This window comes from Stenotrophomonas maltophilia group sp. Smal17 (assembly GCF_030237045.1).
GTDB classification, from domain to species: Bacteria; Pseudomonadota; Gammaproteobacteria; order Xanthomonadales; family Xanthomonadaceae; genus Stenotrophomonas; species Stenotrophomonas forensis.
In genome coordinates, this window is sequence record NZ_JASJSU010000052.1 from 12,816 (window position 1) to 28,072 (window position 15,257).

Genomic DNA, 15,257 nt, shown 5'->3' on the forward strand with positions numbered 1-15,257 from the left:
TTGCGCCCGACCTCCGTGGGTCTCAGTCGTCCAGCAACGGGCGAAGGTCGCGCGGCAGGCGCGATTCTGGATACTGCTCGATGTAGCGTTCCAGGCTGGCGCGGGCAAGGTCGCGCTGGCCCGCATCGCGGCGCTCACGGATTTTTTCCAGCCACTGCCGGCGTGGCAGGCGCGCGTCGGCGCCGACTTCTGCCTGCACCGCATCGGCACTCAGGCTGGCATCGCTGCTGCGGCGCATGACGCCCGCCGCGGAACGGCTGGCGGCCTCGCGCTTCATCGAGGTGATCTGTACCCGATCCAGTGCCTGCGCCGGCTCGGCGTTGGCTGCGGCGTTGTCCATGGCCGCTTCGGCCGTGCGTGCCTTGAGCGCCGCTGCCGGAGCGGGCGCGAATGCCGGAGCAGGTGCCGAGTAGGCTGCCGGGGCCGGTGGCGCAGGCGGAGCCGCTGCTGGTGCGGCTGACGGTGTGGCAAAAGGCGTATCGGCGGCGGCCTCTGCCGCCCTTGAGCGCGCGGCGCGTGCCGGTGCGTCCACGGGTGCAGGCTTGGGTGCTGCCGCCACTGCGAGTGCACGCGCGGCGGAAGCCGGTGCGGGCGTGGGGGTGGCCATCGGAGCAGCCATCGGAGCAGCCTCGGGCGTTGCCGGCGGTGCAGCCGGTTCTGCGGCTGCCGCCGTACGGTCCGCGGCGCCGCCTGCAGCAGGCGGCGCGTCGGCTGCGATCTCGGCAGCAGCAGGTGCTGCAGCGACGGCTGCTTCACCTGCCGGGACCGGCGGTGGTTCCGGGCGCAGTTGCCAGGCGATGCCGATGGCGAACACCATCGAGGCGGCGATACCGAACACGGCCGGCCAGCGCGAGCGTGAGCGCCGTGCGCGGGGTGCTTCCGGGGAGGCGGCGGTTGCGGCGGCCGGTGCGTCCACGGCGGCGCGCGCCGCGGCCAGGATGGCGGCGTCGAGCGCGGCCGGCGGCGCCTGTTCGGCGCGACGGCCGAGCAGGCGGGCCAGCTCGCGTTCTTCCGGCGTCAGCGGTTCGTCTCGGTTCATGCGTTCAATCCCGCACGCAGCTTGTCCATCGCATAGCGCAGCCGCGATTTCACTGTTTCCCGGCCTACGCCGGTGATCTGGCCGATCTCCTCCAGGCTCAGTTCCTGATCCAGCCGCAGCTGCAGCACTTCGCGCTGCTCGGGCGGCAGTTGTTCCATCGCCAGTTGGATGCGGCGACGTTGTTCGAATTCGGAAAGTTCGGCTTCCGGGGTCTGCCCATCCTCGATGGCGGCCAGGCGCAGGTCGGCGTCGGCCGGTGCGGAGGGACGATGGCGGGCGGCACGCCAGTGATCGTTCAAGCGGTTATGGGCGATGCGGAACAGCCAGGTGCTGAATGCCGCCTCGGGCTGCCAGCCGGCGCGGGCGCTGATCACCCGCTGCCAGACGTCCTGGAAGATCTCCTCGGCCAGCGCGTTGTCGCGCAGTTGCCGCAGCAGGAAGCCGAACAGCCGCTTGCGATGGCGCGCATACAGGCTTTCGAACGCGCGCAGGTCGCCACCGGCCCAGGCCAGCATCAAGGCTTCATCGGTTGGCAATGCGCTGGCTTCCACGGCGTACAGGGTAAGGCCTGCAGGCGATGGCGCATAGCCGGTGGCGAGGGCGGGCAGGGCAGGGTTCATGGCGCGCAAGGGGCTACGGACAGCAGGAAAAACGTACGGGCGCACGATTCGGGGTTTGCGGGCTTCCATTGCCCCCCGGGTGGCGCGCTATGCTCGACGGCTCAGGGGAGGCGACGCACAGACGGCGCCAAGAGATTGTCATTTGTCCACGTATGCTGAACCGGCGGAAGAGCCACCACACGAGGTCGTGCTGAGCACGGCGCTGGTGCGCGCGCTGCATGCGCTGTTGCCGGAATCGGCGGTGGTCCGTGTGGGCTGGGATGACCCGCAGCTGGGCTGTGGCCAGGGCGGATGGCCCTTGCTGGCGGTGACGGGGTGCGCCTCCGGGGAACCTGGCATCGGCGATGGCCAGCACGGCTGGGAGTACGACGGTGCGCGGCTGCTGCTGTCGGTGGCCGGCGCGGCGCCCTCGTCCGCGTGGTGGGGGCTGGCCCGGCAGGCGATGGAACTGGCCCTGCAGCGTGGCCGCCAGGCCGGGCAGATCAAGGCGCTGGAAGAGGCCGAGCGCCTGCAGCAGGCGTTGTTCCAGATCGCCGACCTGGCCGGTGCCGACCTTGAGATGGGCGAGATGCTGCGCCACGTGCACGGCGTGCTGGGCACGCTGATGTACGCGGAGAACTGCTACATCGTCGAGTACGACGATGTGCGGGACCAGATCCGCTTCCTGTACTTCGCCGACCAGGTGGATGATTTCGTTGCCGATCCATCGCAGAGCCACGCCGCCAGCGAGATGCCTCGCAGTCTGACCGTAGCGCTGCTGCGCCATGGCAGGCCGCTCAGTGGCCCGTCGCGCGAACTGCTGGCGCGGGTGATGGAGCAGGAGCACGACCCCCAGCGCGGGCCGGAAAGCCTGGACTGGCTGGGCGTGCCGATGCTGCGCGATGGCCGCGTATGCGGCGCCATCGTGGTGCAGAGCTATGAACAGGCTGCCCGCTATGGTGAGGCCGAGCGGGCCCTGCTGGGGTTCGTGGCCCAGCACGTGCAGACCGCCATGGACCGGCGCCAGGCGCAGGTACGGCTGGAGCAGCAGGTGGAAAGGCGCACGCAGGAACTGCAGCGCGCCAACCACAGCCTGCAGGATGAAGTGACCGAGCGCCGTCGCGCCGAACAGCTGCAGACCGCGCTGTACAACATTGCCGAGATGGCGATGTCGGCCGACAGCCTGGCCCAGTTCTACGGGCAGGTGCATGGCGTGGTCGGGCGCCTGCTTGATGCGCGCAACTTCTACATCGCACTGGTCAACCCGGCGGGCAATGGACTGGATTTCGTCTATTCGGTGGACGAGCACAATGCCAGTCGTGCGCCACGGCCGTTCAGCCGCGGCCTGACCGAGTACGTGGTGCGCAACCGGCGCCCGCTGCTGGCCTCGCGTGCGCAGATCGACGCGCTGCTGGCCACCGGCGAAGTGCGCGAATCCGGCGCCCGCTCGCATTGCTGGCTGGGCGTGCCCCTGCTGCGCGACGATGAAGTGGTCGGCGCGATCGTGGTGCAGAGCTACAGCGAGAACAGCACGTTCAGCGTGCACGACCAGCGCCTGCTGACCTTCGTCGCGCAGAACATCGGCACCGGGCTGGCCCGCCAGCGAGACCAGCAGCGGCTGCGCTCGGCGCATGCCGAGCTGGAAAAGCGGGTGGAGGAGCGTACCCGCGAACTGGCCGAGGTGAACGAAAAACTGCTCGGCCAGATCGGCGAGCGCCTGCGTGCCGAACAGCGCCTGACCCATCAGGCCATGCATGACGCGCTGACCGGCCTGCCCAACCGGTTGCACCTGCTCGACCGCCTGCAGGATGCGCTGGCGCTGGCCAGGCGCGAGGGCGGCCCGGTGTTCGCCGTGCTGTTCCTCGACCTGGACCGTTTCAAGCTGGTCAACGACAGCATCGGCCATGCGGCCGGCGACCGCATGCTGGTGGAAGTGGCCAAACGCATCGTGTCGATGGCCGGCCCCGAGGATGTGGTGGCGCGGCTGGGCGGCGACGAGTTTGCCGTGTTGCTGCAGTGCCCGCAGGGCCTGGCACAGGCGTTGGACTTCGGCCAGCGGTTGCTGCTGGCGCTGCAGGAATCGATGTGGATCGCCGGGCGCGAGCTGTTCCCGTCCGGCAGCCTGGGCATCGCCTTGTGGAACCCGCGCTACCGCACGGGTGAAGAACTGCTGCGCGATGCCGATGCCGCGATGTACCGTGCCAAGGCGCAGGGCCACGATCGTTGCTCGATCTTCGATGAGGACATGCGCGAACAGGCAATGCGCAGCCTCGACCTGGAAGCCGATCTGCGCCGCGCGATCAACAACCGCGATTTCGTTCCCTTCTACCAGCCGATCGTGCGCCTGTCCGATGGCGAAGTGGTCGGGCACGAAGCGCTGCTGCGCTGGCAGCACGAGCGCCGTGGCCTGCTGCTGCCGGGCGCGTTCCTGGAGCTGGGCGAGGAAAGCGGGCTGATCGAACAGGTCGACTGGCTGATCTACGAGCAGGTCATCGCCGGCCTGGGCAAGGGCGGCCAGGGCTACGTCTCGGTGAACGTGTCGCCGCGCCATTTCCGTTCGGCGGAATTCAGTGATCGCCTGTTCGGCCTGCTCGACACCTGCGGTGCCGATCCGCGCAGGCTGCGCCTGGAGATCACCGAGGTGGCGCTGCTGGACGATGGCCCGCATACGCTGCGCATCCTGCAGGGCCTGCGCGAGCGTGGCATCCAGGTGCAGCTGGACGATTTCGGTACCGGTTTCTCGGCGCTGTCCTACCTGCACCGCTTCCCGATCAGCACGTTGAAGATCGACCAGAGTTTCATCGCCGGCCTGCACGGCCCGGAAGTGCAGAGCACGCGCGCGCTGGTTGAAGGCGTGCTGTCGCTGGCGCGCACGCTGGGCATCGAGACCATCGGTGAAGGCATCGAGACCGAGGCGCAGCGGCAGACCCTGCGCGAACTCGGCTGTGATTACGGCCAGGGCTACCTGCTGGGCCGGCCTGCGCCCCGGGTGCACGCGGTGGCCTGAGCCGCCGCGTGCAAGGGCATCAACGCAGCGCGGCGCGCCGTTTCTCGTCGATCCACTTCGAGGCCTGTGCCGGCTGGTAGTTCTGCATCCAGGTCAGCATCTCTTCGATGTCCGAGCCGTACCACAGGTCCTGGCGCTGGTCCGGATGCAGGAAGCGCTCCTCCACCATGCGATCGATCATGCCGATCAGCGGTGCATAGAAGCCATCCACATCGAGGAACGCGCACGGCTTGTTGCCGATGCCCAGCTGGCGCCAGGTCAGCATCTCGAAGATTTCTTCCATTGTCCCGAAGCCGCCGGGCAGGGCCACGAAGCCATCGGCCAGGTCGAACATGCGCGACTTGCGCTCGTGCATCGAGCCGACGATTTCCAGTTCGGTCAGGCCGCGATGGGCCACTTCCCAGTCGGCCAGCTGGCGCGGGATCACGCCGGTTACTTCACCGCCGGCGGCAAGTACGGCGTTGGCCACGGTTCCCATCAGGCCGACGTTGCCGCCGCCGTACACCAAGCGCAGGCCGTCGCGGGCGATGCGGTCACCCAGGGCAATGGCGCGTTCGGTGTAGGCCGGCTTGCTGCCCGCGTTGGAACCACAGTACACACAGATCGATTTCATGGATCTTCCTGTCTCTAGGCCGGAAACGAAAACGCCCCGCCGGCAACCGGATCAGCGGTTGCGGGCGGGGTATCCATGGAGTATGACGCGTTGGGCGTTCTTACGCTGCGGCGGCCTGCTCGCGGCGTGGGCCTTCGCGCAGGGCGCGGCCGACCATGCCCACCAGCAGGTCCAGCTCTTCGCTGTCCATGCCGAAGTGCGGGGTGAACCGCAGCGAGTTCTCGCCGCCGTGGATCACGTTGATGCCGTGCTGGCGCAGCCATTCCTCGGTGGAATTGGCGCCGTAGCACTTGAACTGCGGGGCCAGCTCGCAGGAGAACAGCAGGCCGGTGCCCTGCACCTTGGTGATCAGCCCGCCCAGTTCGCCCTTCAGCTGCTCCAGCTTGCGCACCGCTTCGGCACCCCGTTCGGCGATGTTGGCACGCACCTGCGGGGTCAGCTGGGCGAGGGTGGCGCAGGCCACATCCAGTGCACGCGGGTTGCTGGTCATGGTGTTGCCATAGATGCCCTTGCGGTACAGCTGCGCGGCATGCTCGGTCACCGCCAGCACCGAGAGCGGGTACTGTGCAGCGTTGAGGGCCTTGGAGTAGGTCTCCATGTCCGGCGGGTCCAGGCCTTCGAAGCCCGGGTAGTCGACCACCGACAACACGCCATGCGCGCGCAGGCCGGCCTGGATCGAATCGAGCAGCAGCAGGCTGCCGTGTGCACGGGTCAGTTCGCGGGCCAGCGCGTAGAACGCAGGCGGCACCGAACGGCCCGGGTCACCTTCGCCCATCACCGGTTCCAGGAACACGGCTTCGACGAACCAGTGGTTGCGCGCAGCATCTTCGAACACCTTGCGCAGGCCGGCCTCATCGTAGGGCGCCACGGTGATCACCGAGTCCTCGCCGCGATAGCTGGCCAGGTGCTGCATGTAGCTCTTGCGGCTGGAATCGGAATACAGGGCAGGGCGGTCGGTACGGCCATGGAAGCTGCCCTTGACCACCACGCGCTTGATCGCCGCGCCTGCGTGGCGGGCGCCCGGGTCGGTCTGCAGCTTGGCGTTGACGTCGGCGATGCGGGCCGCCAGGCCGACTGCCTCGGAGCCGGAGTTCAGGCACATGAACCGGGCGAACGGGCAGCCGCCACGGCGATGGCCGATCTCGGCGCGCAGGGCGGTGATGAAACGCTGCTGCGACAGGCTCGGGGTCATGATGTTGGCCATCACCTGCGGGCGGGCCATCGCCTCCAGCACGGCATCCGGGGTGTGCCCGAAGCCGAGCATGCCGTAGCCGCCGGCGTCGTACAGCACCGCACCCTTCAGGGTCACCACCCAAGGACCGCGCGCGGCCAGCGCCACATACGGGGTCACTGCGTCATCGGCGTAGAAATTGACGAAGCCGTCCTGCATCGCGTCGATCTGCGCCTGCTCGTCCTGCGCCAGCAGCGGCCCCAGGTCGGCCTGCACGCGCGCGAATTCCTCGGCGGCAGCCTCCACTGCGGCAACCAGCTGCGGATGGCGGGCGGACAGGGCGGTCAGGGTGGCGTCGTCCAGGCCAGTAGTGAGGCGGGTGCCGGGCTGGGTGCGCAGGGGGGCGAGGCGTTCGATGAAGCTCATTGCAGATCTCCTGAAACAATGGGTCGCACGGGTCTTCAAAAGCAAAACGCGCGTCATCACGCGCGCTTGGGGGCAGGCTCGTGCAGCGGACTTCCGGCTCGATGCTAGCACTTGTTTTTTTGCGCGATAACCCCGCAGAAACCTGCTGCATAGCAGCATTTTGCACGACGTTCGCCGCGAAGCGCGCCGGCTCGCAGACGCTGGACGTACAATGCGCGCCATTGTCGACCTGTTGCCGCCCACTGCCTTGAAGAAGTCCGATTTCAACTACGACCTGCCGGCCGAACTGATCGCGCAGGCGCCCCTGGCCGAACGTTCCGCCAGCCGCCTGCTGCTGGTGCCACCCGCCCCGGCAGGCTTCACCGACCTGCAGGTGCGTGACCTGCCGTCACAGCTGCAGCCGGGCGACCTGCTGGTGTTCAACGACACCCGGGTGATTCCGGCCCGCCTGTTCGGGCAGAAGGCCAGCGGTGGCCGCGTGGAGATCCTGATCGAGCGCCTGCTCGGCGGCCAGCAGGCGCGTGCGCAGGTGGGTGCCAGCAAGTCGCCGAAGGCCGGCAGCCGCATCGCGCTGGATGCCGGCGGCGAAGCCGAGGTGCTGGGCCGCGACGGCGAGTTCTACGTGCTGCAGTTCCATGTGCCCGAGTCACTGGAGCAGTGGCTGCTGCACGCCGGCCGCCTGCCGTTGCCGCCGTACATCCAGCGCGAGCCGGGCGTGGACGACCGCGAGCGCTACCAGACCGTGTTCGCGCGTGAAGTGGGCGCGGTGGCCGCGCCGACCGCCGGCCTGCATTTCGACGAACCGCTGCTGGCCGCGCTGAAGGAGAAGGGCGTGGACTTCGGCCACGTCACCCTGCACGTGGGCGCGGGCACCTTCCAGCCGGTTCGTGCCGATGACCTGAAGGATCATGTGATGCACCGCGAGTGGCTGAACGTCGGCGCGGAGCTGGTGCAGCAGGTGCGGCGCACGCGTGCGGCCGGTGGCCGGGTGATCGGCGTCGGCACAACCGTCGTGCGGGCGCTGGAAAGCGCGATGCGCGATGGCGAGCTGCTGCCGTTCGCTGGCGAGACGCAGATCTTCATCACCCCGGGCTACCGCATCTGCAGCGTCGACGCGATGGTGACCAACTTCCACCTGCCGGAAAGCACGCTGCTGATGATGATCTCCGCGTTCGCCGGCAAGGACCGCGTGTTCGAGGCCTACCAGCACGCGATCGAGCAGCGCTACCGCTTCTTCAGCTACGGCGACGCGATGCTGCTGTTCCCGCAGGCGGGTTGAGGCGCCGCGCCTGCTACTTGCAGTTCTTGCTGGTGAACGCCCCGGTGCCGGCTGGCTGCACGTCCGCCGCGAGGCGGAAGGCGCTGCCACGTAGCAGGCCTTCGGCCTCCGTCCACGGTGCAGTGCGTTCGCGGAGTGCGATCAGCTCGCGACCCATCTCGATTGCCGCGCGCAGGTTGGCCGCCAGCGGCTTCTTTCCCTCCGGGCCCTTGCGATCGGCCTTGGCGTGGCAGTGGCTGGACTGCCCGCGATAGGTCAACAGGCGTTCGATGGGTAAGCCATCGGCAGCGTAGTCGCGCTGGACATGACTCTGCGAGTAGGAATCCTGCAGCAGATGCAGCAGGGAGCCGAATGCCATGTCGCGTATCAATGGTTCGTCGTACTCGTGGCCGAACATGAAAAGGTCGGCGCCGGTCCAGTGGCGCTTTTCGGCCTGGAACCAGGGCGCCAGGCCGGCGAACTGACGTACCGGTGCCTCCACATCCAACTGCTCCAGGCCTCCGCGCAGGGAAAGGCGGTAGCTGTACTCGGCCCAGGCCATCATGTGTTCCAGCGTGGTCGACGCCGCTTCACCGGGCTCGCTCGCCATGGCATGCAGGAACTGCATGTCGCCGTAGTGCGAGCGCTGCGCCATCAGTGACGCTTCGCCGTAACCGGCATCGGGATTGCGCTTGGCCTTCAGCATATGAGCCAGCCAGCAGTTTCCGCTCCGGTGCGGCATCATCACTACCTTCCCCTGGCAGGCGCCAAGGGAGGGCACATCCGGGGGATTGTCGTTCCATTGCAGCCCCATGCTGATATGGCCGCGCTCGGAATGGGCCGCGCAGGATGGTTGGCCGGGGCAGCCGTACGACATCAGCATGATGCGCTCGTGCACGGGCTCGTAGCCGCTATCCAGGATCATCTGCAACGAGACGCCGCGAACGCCAAGCTGGTCCAGCCTGGTGCGCAGATCCTTGGCTTGGGCACGGGTCACCATCTGCAGTTCGAAGGCCGCGCAGGGCGCGCAGGCCAGGGCAGCGGCCAGAATCAGGCAGCCGGCCCGCAGTGCTGGGTGCAGCATCGTTCCCCCCGGTTCGATACATCGCAGCGGCAGTCTGGACCTTCCGACAGGCGGTCGTCCAGTGCCCGTGACCGCAGGCTAGGATCGCAGCGCGCAGGCCCCGGGGAGGGGCCTGTGCCCCACCAAGGAGAACGCTCATGCGGCGGATTGCCGGCCTGTGCCTGATCGTGTGCGGTCTTTCGTCCTGTACCAGCGTGCCCGATGTCGCCTACTGGCCCGAGCACGAGGCCGTGCGACTCGACGCACCGGCGCGCAGCGAGCGCATGGTGATCGAGATCGATGATGCGGGGCGGTTCCATTGGCCGGGCCAGTTCGACCGCCTGCAGCATTGGCTGGCGGAGGAGCCGGCAGAGCTGCCTGTGGTGGTATTCATCAACGGCTGGCACCACAACGCATCGCCCAACGACAGCAATTTCACCGATTTTGACCGGTTCCTTGCGAGCGTCGAGGCCAAGGCTGGAGCGCCGGTGAGAGGGCTGTACGTGGGCTGGCGGGGCGATTCCATCGACACCCCACTGGCCTGGGAGCCGAGCGACTTCCTGACCGTATGGGACCGGAAGAACGCGTCTATAGCCGTTGGTGAGGGTGGGCTGGCGCAGGTGGTGACGATGCTGCGCGAGCAGCACCCCGAGCGTGCGGTCTACATGATCGGCCACAGCTTTGGCGGCTCGGCGTTGTTCCATGCGATCAAGGACGGACTGGCGCAGGAGCAGTTGCACGGCTTCGAGTACTTCATGCTCAACCCGGCGGTGGCCGAAGGCGAATTCGACGCGGTCGAGCAGGCGCTGGTCGCAGCGTGGGCGGCATCGCCGGCGTTCAGCGGCGCGGTCTCGATCACGGCAGCAGACGCTTTGCGCCAGCATCGCAAGGTCACGGTGCTGCAGGCGCAGGGCGACAAGGCGGTGGGCTGGGGCTACCGGATCGCCTTCCGCGATACCCCGATCGGCTTTGACCGCCAGCGGCAGACCCACCGTGCCAAGGTCTGCAATACAGGGGATGCCTGTCGACCCACGCCAGCGGATACCTGTACCGCGACCCTGGCCGATGGCCGCTTCGTGCTGCGCGCGGTCAGCATACCCGGCCAGGGCTGCGTGCCGATGCAGCAGCGGCCGGTATGGGTGATTGCCGGCGAGGACAGCGTCTCCGCCAACCATAACGACATCCTGAATTCGATCCAGGCCGAGGCCTTGGCCGACCTGCTGGCGCAGCGTTGGCGCCAGCGGGCAGGGCGCTGAACGGCGCAGACAGGTCACGGGTTCGTCGGCGCCCGGTTTTGGGAGACAATGGGCGACTATTTGCCTGAATGACCGCTCCATGTCCCGACTGCAGTTCCAGCTCAAGACCCGCGACGGCCGTGCCCGCCGTGGCCGCCTGACCTTCCCGCGTGGCACGGTGGAAACGCCGGCCTTCATGCCGGTGGGAACCTATGGCTCGGTCAAGGGCATCCTGCCGGACCAGGTGCGCGCGCTGGGCGCCGAGATCATCCTCGGCAACACCTTCCACCTGTACCTGCGCCCGGGCCTGGACATCATTGCCGACCACGGCGGCCTGCACGGCTTCTGCCGCTGGGATGGCCCGATCCTGACCGACTCGGGCGGCTTCCAGGTGTTCTCGCTGGCCCATCGCCGCAAGATCACCGAGCAGGGCGTGACCTTCGCCTCGCCGACCGACGGTGCCCGGGTATTCCTGGGCCCGGAAGAGAGCATGAAGATCCAGAAAGTGCTCGATTCGGACGTGGTGATGATCTTCGACGAGTGCACCCCGTACCCGGCCACCGAAGATGTCGCCCGCCGCTCGATGGAACTGAGCCTGCGCTGGGCCCAGCGCAGCCGCAACGCGCATGACGAGCTGGGCAACGATGCGGCCCTGTTCGGCATCGTCCAGGGTGGCGTGCATACCGACCTGCGCAGCCGCTCGGCCGAGGCCCTGCAGGCGATCGGCTTCGACGGCTACGCCATCGGCGGCCTGGCCGTGGGCGAGCCGGAGCACGAGCGCAATGCCATGCTCGACCACCTGGACCCGGAACTGCCGGGCGACCGCCCGCGCTACCTGATGGGCGTGGGCCGGCCGGAGGATCTGGTCGAGGGTGTCGCACGCGGCGTGGACATGTTCGATTGCGTGATGCCGACCCGCAACGCCCGCAACGGCCACTATTTCACCTCGTTCGGTACCGTCCGCATCCGCAACTCCCAGTACGCTCGCGACATGGACCCGATCGAGCCGGGCTGCGGCTGCGTGGCCTGCACCGGCGGCTACACCCGCTCCTACCTGCGCCACCTGGACCGCTGCAACGAGATGCTGGCGCCGATGCTGGGCACCCTGCACAACCTGTTCTATTACGAAAAGCTGATGGCCGACATCCGTGCGGCGATCGAGGCGGGAACCTTCCTGGCCTTCCGTGAGTCTTTCTACGCGGCACGGGGGGCGGTCGCGCCGCCCCTGTAACCGGACACCCCCTGCCAAACGGCCCAAGGACGAACGCCCGGGGCCGTGGCATACTTCAAGGCTGACCCAGATCTGCGGTCGACACGCCGTGCCCGTGAAAGGGCCGGAGCGCCGCCCAACCAAAGGACCAACGATGAACCTGCTTGCTTTCCTGATTCCCGCCGCCCACGCCCAGGCCGCCGGCGGCCAACCGCAGGGCATGGGCCTGACCACGCTGCTGTTCCCGATCATCCTGATCGCCATCATGTACTTCCTGATGATCCGCCCGCAGATGAAGCGGCAGAAGGAGCACAAGGCCATGCTGGAGAAGATCAAGCGTGGCGACGAAGTGCTGACCAACGGCGGCATCGCCGGCATCGTCACCGACATCGGCGACAACTTCATCACCATCGAAGTGGCTGACAACGTGCGCATCCGCGTGCAGAAGGGCGCTGTCGGCAACGTGCTGCCGGCCGGTACCCTGAAGTCGGCCCAGTAAGCCACTCCCTTTCCGAAGCACAACCGCGGCGCCGGGGATGGCGCCGCGCGGGACCCAAGCAATGCTCGAATTTCCACGCTGGAAGTACGTCGTCATCCTGATCGTACTGGCGCTCAGCGCGCTGTACGCGCTGCCCAACATCTACCAGAAGGACCCGGCCATCCAGATCACCGCCAACCGTGGCGGGCAGGTCGACGATGCGCTGCGCGACCGCGTGCTGGCCGACCTGAACAAGGCCGGTATCACCACCATTGGCGCCGAGAAGGAAGGGGAGAGCCTGATCGTCCGCCTGCCGGACCTGAAGGCGCAGTCCGCTGCCAGCGACGCCCTGCGTGACACCATCGGCGAGCAGTACACCGTGGCGCTGAACCTGGCCTCGACCGTGCCGGACTGGCTGGCCAACCTCGGCGGTCGCCCGATGGTGCTGGGCCTGGACCTGCAGGGCGGTGTGCACTTCGTGCTGCAGGTCGACCAGAAGGCCGCCCTGGACAAGCGCCTGGACGCCTACACCGAAGACGTGCGCAGCACGCTGCGTGACGCCCGCATCGCCTACCAGTCGGTGGAGCGTCGTGCCGACAACAGCATCGTGGCCAACCTGAGCCCGTCGGCCGGTGATGACGCGGCACAGCTCGCCCGTACCGCGCTGGTCAAGGCGCAGCCGACCCTCGGTTACGACGTCAGCGGCAGCCGCATCACGGTGACCATCCCGGAGGCCGAGATCACCCAGATCGCCAACGGTGCCATCGAGCAGAACATCAACACCCTGCGCAACCGCGTGAACCAGCTGGGCGTGGCCGAGCCGATCATCCAGCGCCAGGGTGCCGACCGCGTGGTCGTGCAGCTGCCGGGCGTGCAGGACACCGCCGAAGCCAAGCGCATGATCGGCGCCACCGCCACCCTGGAATACCGTGCGGTGGTCGAAGGCAATGCGCAGGACGCGATCGCCTCCGGCCGCATCCCGCCGGAAGCGAAGGTCTACCAGCGCCGTGATGGCGGTGGCCCGGTGCTGCTGAACAAGCGCGTGATTGTCACCGGCGACCAGATGGTCGGCGCGCAGGCGGTGACCGATTCGAACAGTGGCTCGCCGGCGGTCAGCGTCACGCTGAACAATGTCGGCGGCCAGCGCATGTTCGACTTCACCAGCGCCAACGTGAACAAGCCGATGGCGGTGGTCTACACCGAGCGCGTGCCGACCGTGACCGTCGTCGACGGCCAGGAAGTGCGTGGCTTCAAGGTCAACGAGGAAGTGATCTCGGTGGCCAACATCAACGGCGTGTTCGGCAAGAACTTCCAGACCACTGGCCTGCAGAAGAAGGAAGCCGAAGACCTGGCCAAGCTGCTGAAGTCCGGCTCGCTGGCGGCGCCGATGGACTTCGTCGAAGAGCGCGTGGTCGGCCCGAGCCTGGGCGCCGAGAACGTCAAGAACGGTATGCGCGCAGTGGTGTTCGCGTTCCTGTTCACCCTGGTGTTCTTCAGCATCTACTACCGCATGTTCGGCGTGATCACCTCGATCGCGATGCTGTTCAACCTGCTGATCGTGGTGGCGGTGATGTCGATGTTCGGCGCGACCATGACCTTGCCGGGCTTTGCCGGCCTGGCGTTGTCGGTCGGCCTGTCGGTGGACGCCAACGTGCTGATCAACGAGCGTATCCGTGAGGAACTGCGTGCCGGCGTGCCGGGCAAGACCGCGATCGTGACCGGTTACGAGCGTGCCTCCGGCACCATCCTCGACGCCAACCTGACCGGCCTGATCGTCGGTGTGGCGCTGTTCGCATTCGGTACCGGTCCGCTGAAGGGCTTCGCGCTGACCATGATCATCGGTATTTTCGCCTCCATGTTCACCGCGATCACCGTGTCGCGCGCACTGGCGACGCTGATCTACGGCAGCCGCAAGAAGCTCCAGAACGTGGCCATCTGACGGGACGACACGCACATGAAACTGTTTCCGCTGCACATCCTCCCGAACGACACCAAGATCGACTTCATGCGCTGGCGCCATGTCGCCATGGCGGTCACCATCGTGGTGTTCCTGGCCTCGGTCGCCATCATCGGCTTCAAGGGCTTCAACTATGCGCTGGACTTCACCGGCGGCACGCTGATCGAAGCCCGCTTCGACAAGGCGGTGGACGTCGAGCAGGTGCGTACCAAGCTCGAGGAAAACGGCTTTGACGGCGCGCAGGTGCAGAGTGTCGGTGGCAACACCGACCTGCTGATCCGCCTGGCCCCGCACGGCGAGCATGCCCCGGGTACCGGCGACGCCGCTGCCGAGGACAAGGCCACCGCCGCGGCCGTGGTGAAGGCACTGTCCACCGCCGACAACCAGGCCACCGTGCTGCGCAACGAGTTCGTTGGCCCGCAGATCGGCAAGGACCTGGCGATGAATGGCCTGTATGCCACCATCTTCATGCTGGCCGGCTTCCTGATCTACATCGCGGTGCGCTTCGAATGGAAGTTCGCGGTCACCGCCAGCATCGTGGCGATGTTCGACCTGATCGTGACGGTGGCTTACGTGTCCCTGCTGGGCCGTGAGTTCGACCTGACCGTGCTGGCTGGCCTGCTGTCGGTGATGGGCTTTGCAATCAACGACATCATCGTGGTGTTCGACCGCGTCCGCGAGAACTTCCGCAGCCTGCGCGTGGACTCGATGGAAGTGCTGAACCGTTCGATCAACCAGACGCTGTCGCGTACGGTGATCACGGCGGTGATGTTCTTCCTGTCGGCACTTGCCCTGTACATGTACGGCGGCAGCTCGATGGAAGGCCTGGCCGAGACGCACATGATCGGTGCGGTGATCGTGGTGCTGTCCTCGATCCTGGTGGCGGTGCCGATGCTGACGATCGGCTTCCTGCGCGTCAGCAAGCAGGACCTGCTGCCGAAGGCGAAGGACGTCGAGGCTCTGGCCCGTCGCCCGTAATCACCTGCGGCGCGCAGCACACAGAGAACCCCGCGCAAGCGGGGTTTTTTGTTGGCAGGGCTGGTACGCGTCATCGCATGCGCGCTGTCGCTCCCACGCTTCGCTGCGCGAACCGTGGGCCCCACTTACCAGCTCCCAGACCCCCGCCGCTTCGCGGCCGCCCCCTGACTCAGGGGGCTCTGCCCCAGATCGTTTCCTGCGGCTGTTGGTGGGTGCCGACCGT

The 15,257-nt window shown here is 67.3% G+C and carries 12 protein-coding genes; 7 read left to right on the plus strand and 5 right to left on the minus strand.

Annotated elements, in window-relative coordinates; genetic code table 11:
* Positions 1–22 precede the first annotated feature (22 nt).
* The gene (locus QRO93_RS13950; RefSeq protein WP_285304264.1) at positions 23–1,039 is read right to left on the minus strand and encodes a hypothetical protein; all 1,017 of its coding nucleotides are present in this window, start codon (positions 1,037–1,039) and stop codon (positions 23–25) included.
* Positions 1,036–1,554, minus strand: a complete 519-nt coding sequence (locus QRO93_RS13955; RefSeq protein ID WP_232281436.1) for an RNA polymerase sigma factor — start codon at positions 1,552–1,554, stop codon at positions 1,036–1,038. The genes QRO93_RS13950 and QRO93_RS13955 overlap by 4 nt, the downstream gene beginning before the upstream one ends.
* A 247-nt stretch (positions 1,555–1,801) precedes the next feature.
* Here QRO93_RS13955 and QRO93_RS13960 point away from each other — a divergent pair, with 247 nt between their 5' ends.
* Positions 1,802–4,645: an EAL domain-containing protein gene (locus QRO93_RS13960; protein ID WP_053449496.1), complete on the plus strand. Its 2,844-nt coding sequence runs from the start codon at positions 1,802–1,804 to the stop codon at positions 4,643–4,645.
* Positions 4,646–4,664: 19 nt separating this feature from the next.
* Here QRO93_RS13960 and QRO93_RS13965 read toward each other — a convergent pair whose 3' ends face one another.
* Both QRO93_RS13965 and QRO93_RS13970 read right to left on the minus strand, forming a co-directional pair.
* Complete coding sequence (locus QRO93_RS13965) at positions 4,665–5,258, minus strand: TIGR00730 family Rossman fold protein (protein ID WP_006434211.1); 594 nt, start codon at positions 5,256–5,258, stop codon at positions 4,665–4,667.
* Positions 5,259–5,358: 100 nt separating this feature from the next.
* The gene (locus tag QRO93_RS13970) at positions 5,359–6,855 is read right to left on the minus strand and encodes an aminotransferase class III-fold pyridoxal phosphate-dependent enzyme (RefSeq protein ID WP_180880952.1); all 1,497 of its coding nucleotides are present in this window, start codon (positions 6,853–6,855) and stop codon (positions 5,359–5,361) included.
* A gap of 211 nt (positions 6,856–7,066) precedes the next feature.
* On the opposite strand from QRO93_RS13970, the gene queA reads away from it, so the two are divergent.
* Positions 7,067–8,134 (plus strand): tRNA preQ1(34) S-adenosylmethionine ribosyltransferase-isomerase QueA, encoded by a 1,068-nt coding sequence (queA, locus tag QRO93_RS13975; RefSeq protein WP_180880953.1) that lies wholly within the window; start codon positions 7,067–7,069, stop codon positions 8,132–8,134.
* Positions 8,135–8,147: 13 nt separating this feature from the next.
* Here the strand turns inward: queA and QRO93_RS13980 are convergent, their stop codons facing one another.
* Entirely contained in the window at positions 8,148–9,113 is a 966-nt protein-coding gene (locus tag QRO93_RS13980) for a hypothetical protein (RefSeq protein WP_285304265.1), read from the minus strand.
* Positions 9,114–9,334: 221 nt separating this feature from the next.
* On the opposite strand from QRO93_RS13980, the gene QRO93_RS13985 reads away from it, so the two are divergent.
* From QRO93_RS13985 to secF, 5 genes are all read left to right on the plus strand, one after another.
* Positions 9,335–10,432: an alpha/beta hydrolase gene (locus tag QRO93_RS13985; protein ID WP_180880955.1), complete on the plus strand. Its 1,098-nt coding sequence runs from the start codon at positions 9,335–9,337 to the stop codon at positions 10,430–10,432.
* A gap of 79 nt (positions 10,433–10,511) precedes the next feature.
* A complete protein-coding gene (tgt, locus tag QRO93_RS13990; protein ID WP_006434331.1) occupies positions 10,512–11,642 on the plus strand; it encodes a tRNA guanosine(34) transglycosylase Tgt in 1,131 nt (376 codons plus the stop codon).
* Positions 11,643–11,775: 133 nt separating this feature from the next.
* Positions 11,776–12,120 (plus strand): preprotein translocase subunit YajC, encoded by a 345-nt coding sequence (yajC, locus tag QRO93_RS13995; RefSeq protein ID WP_006434333.1) that lies wholly within the window; start codon positions 11,776–11,778, stop codon positions 12,118–12,120.
* A gap of 61 nt (positions 12,121–12,181) precedes the next feature.
* Complete coding sequence (gene secD, locus QRO93_RS14000) at positions 12,182–14,038, plus strand: protein translocase subunit SecD (RefSeq protein WP_053449502.1); 1,857 nt, start codon at positions 12,182–12,184, stop codon at positions 14,036–14,038.
* 15 nt (positions 14,039–14,053) lie between these two features.
* Complete coding sequence (secF, locus tag QRO93_RS14005; RefSeq protein ID WP_049456823.1) at positions 14,054–15,034, plus strand: protein translocase subunit SecF; 981 nt, start codon at positions 14,054–14,056, stop codon at positions 15,032–15,034.
* Positions 15,035–15,257: the final 223 nt, after the last annotated feature.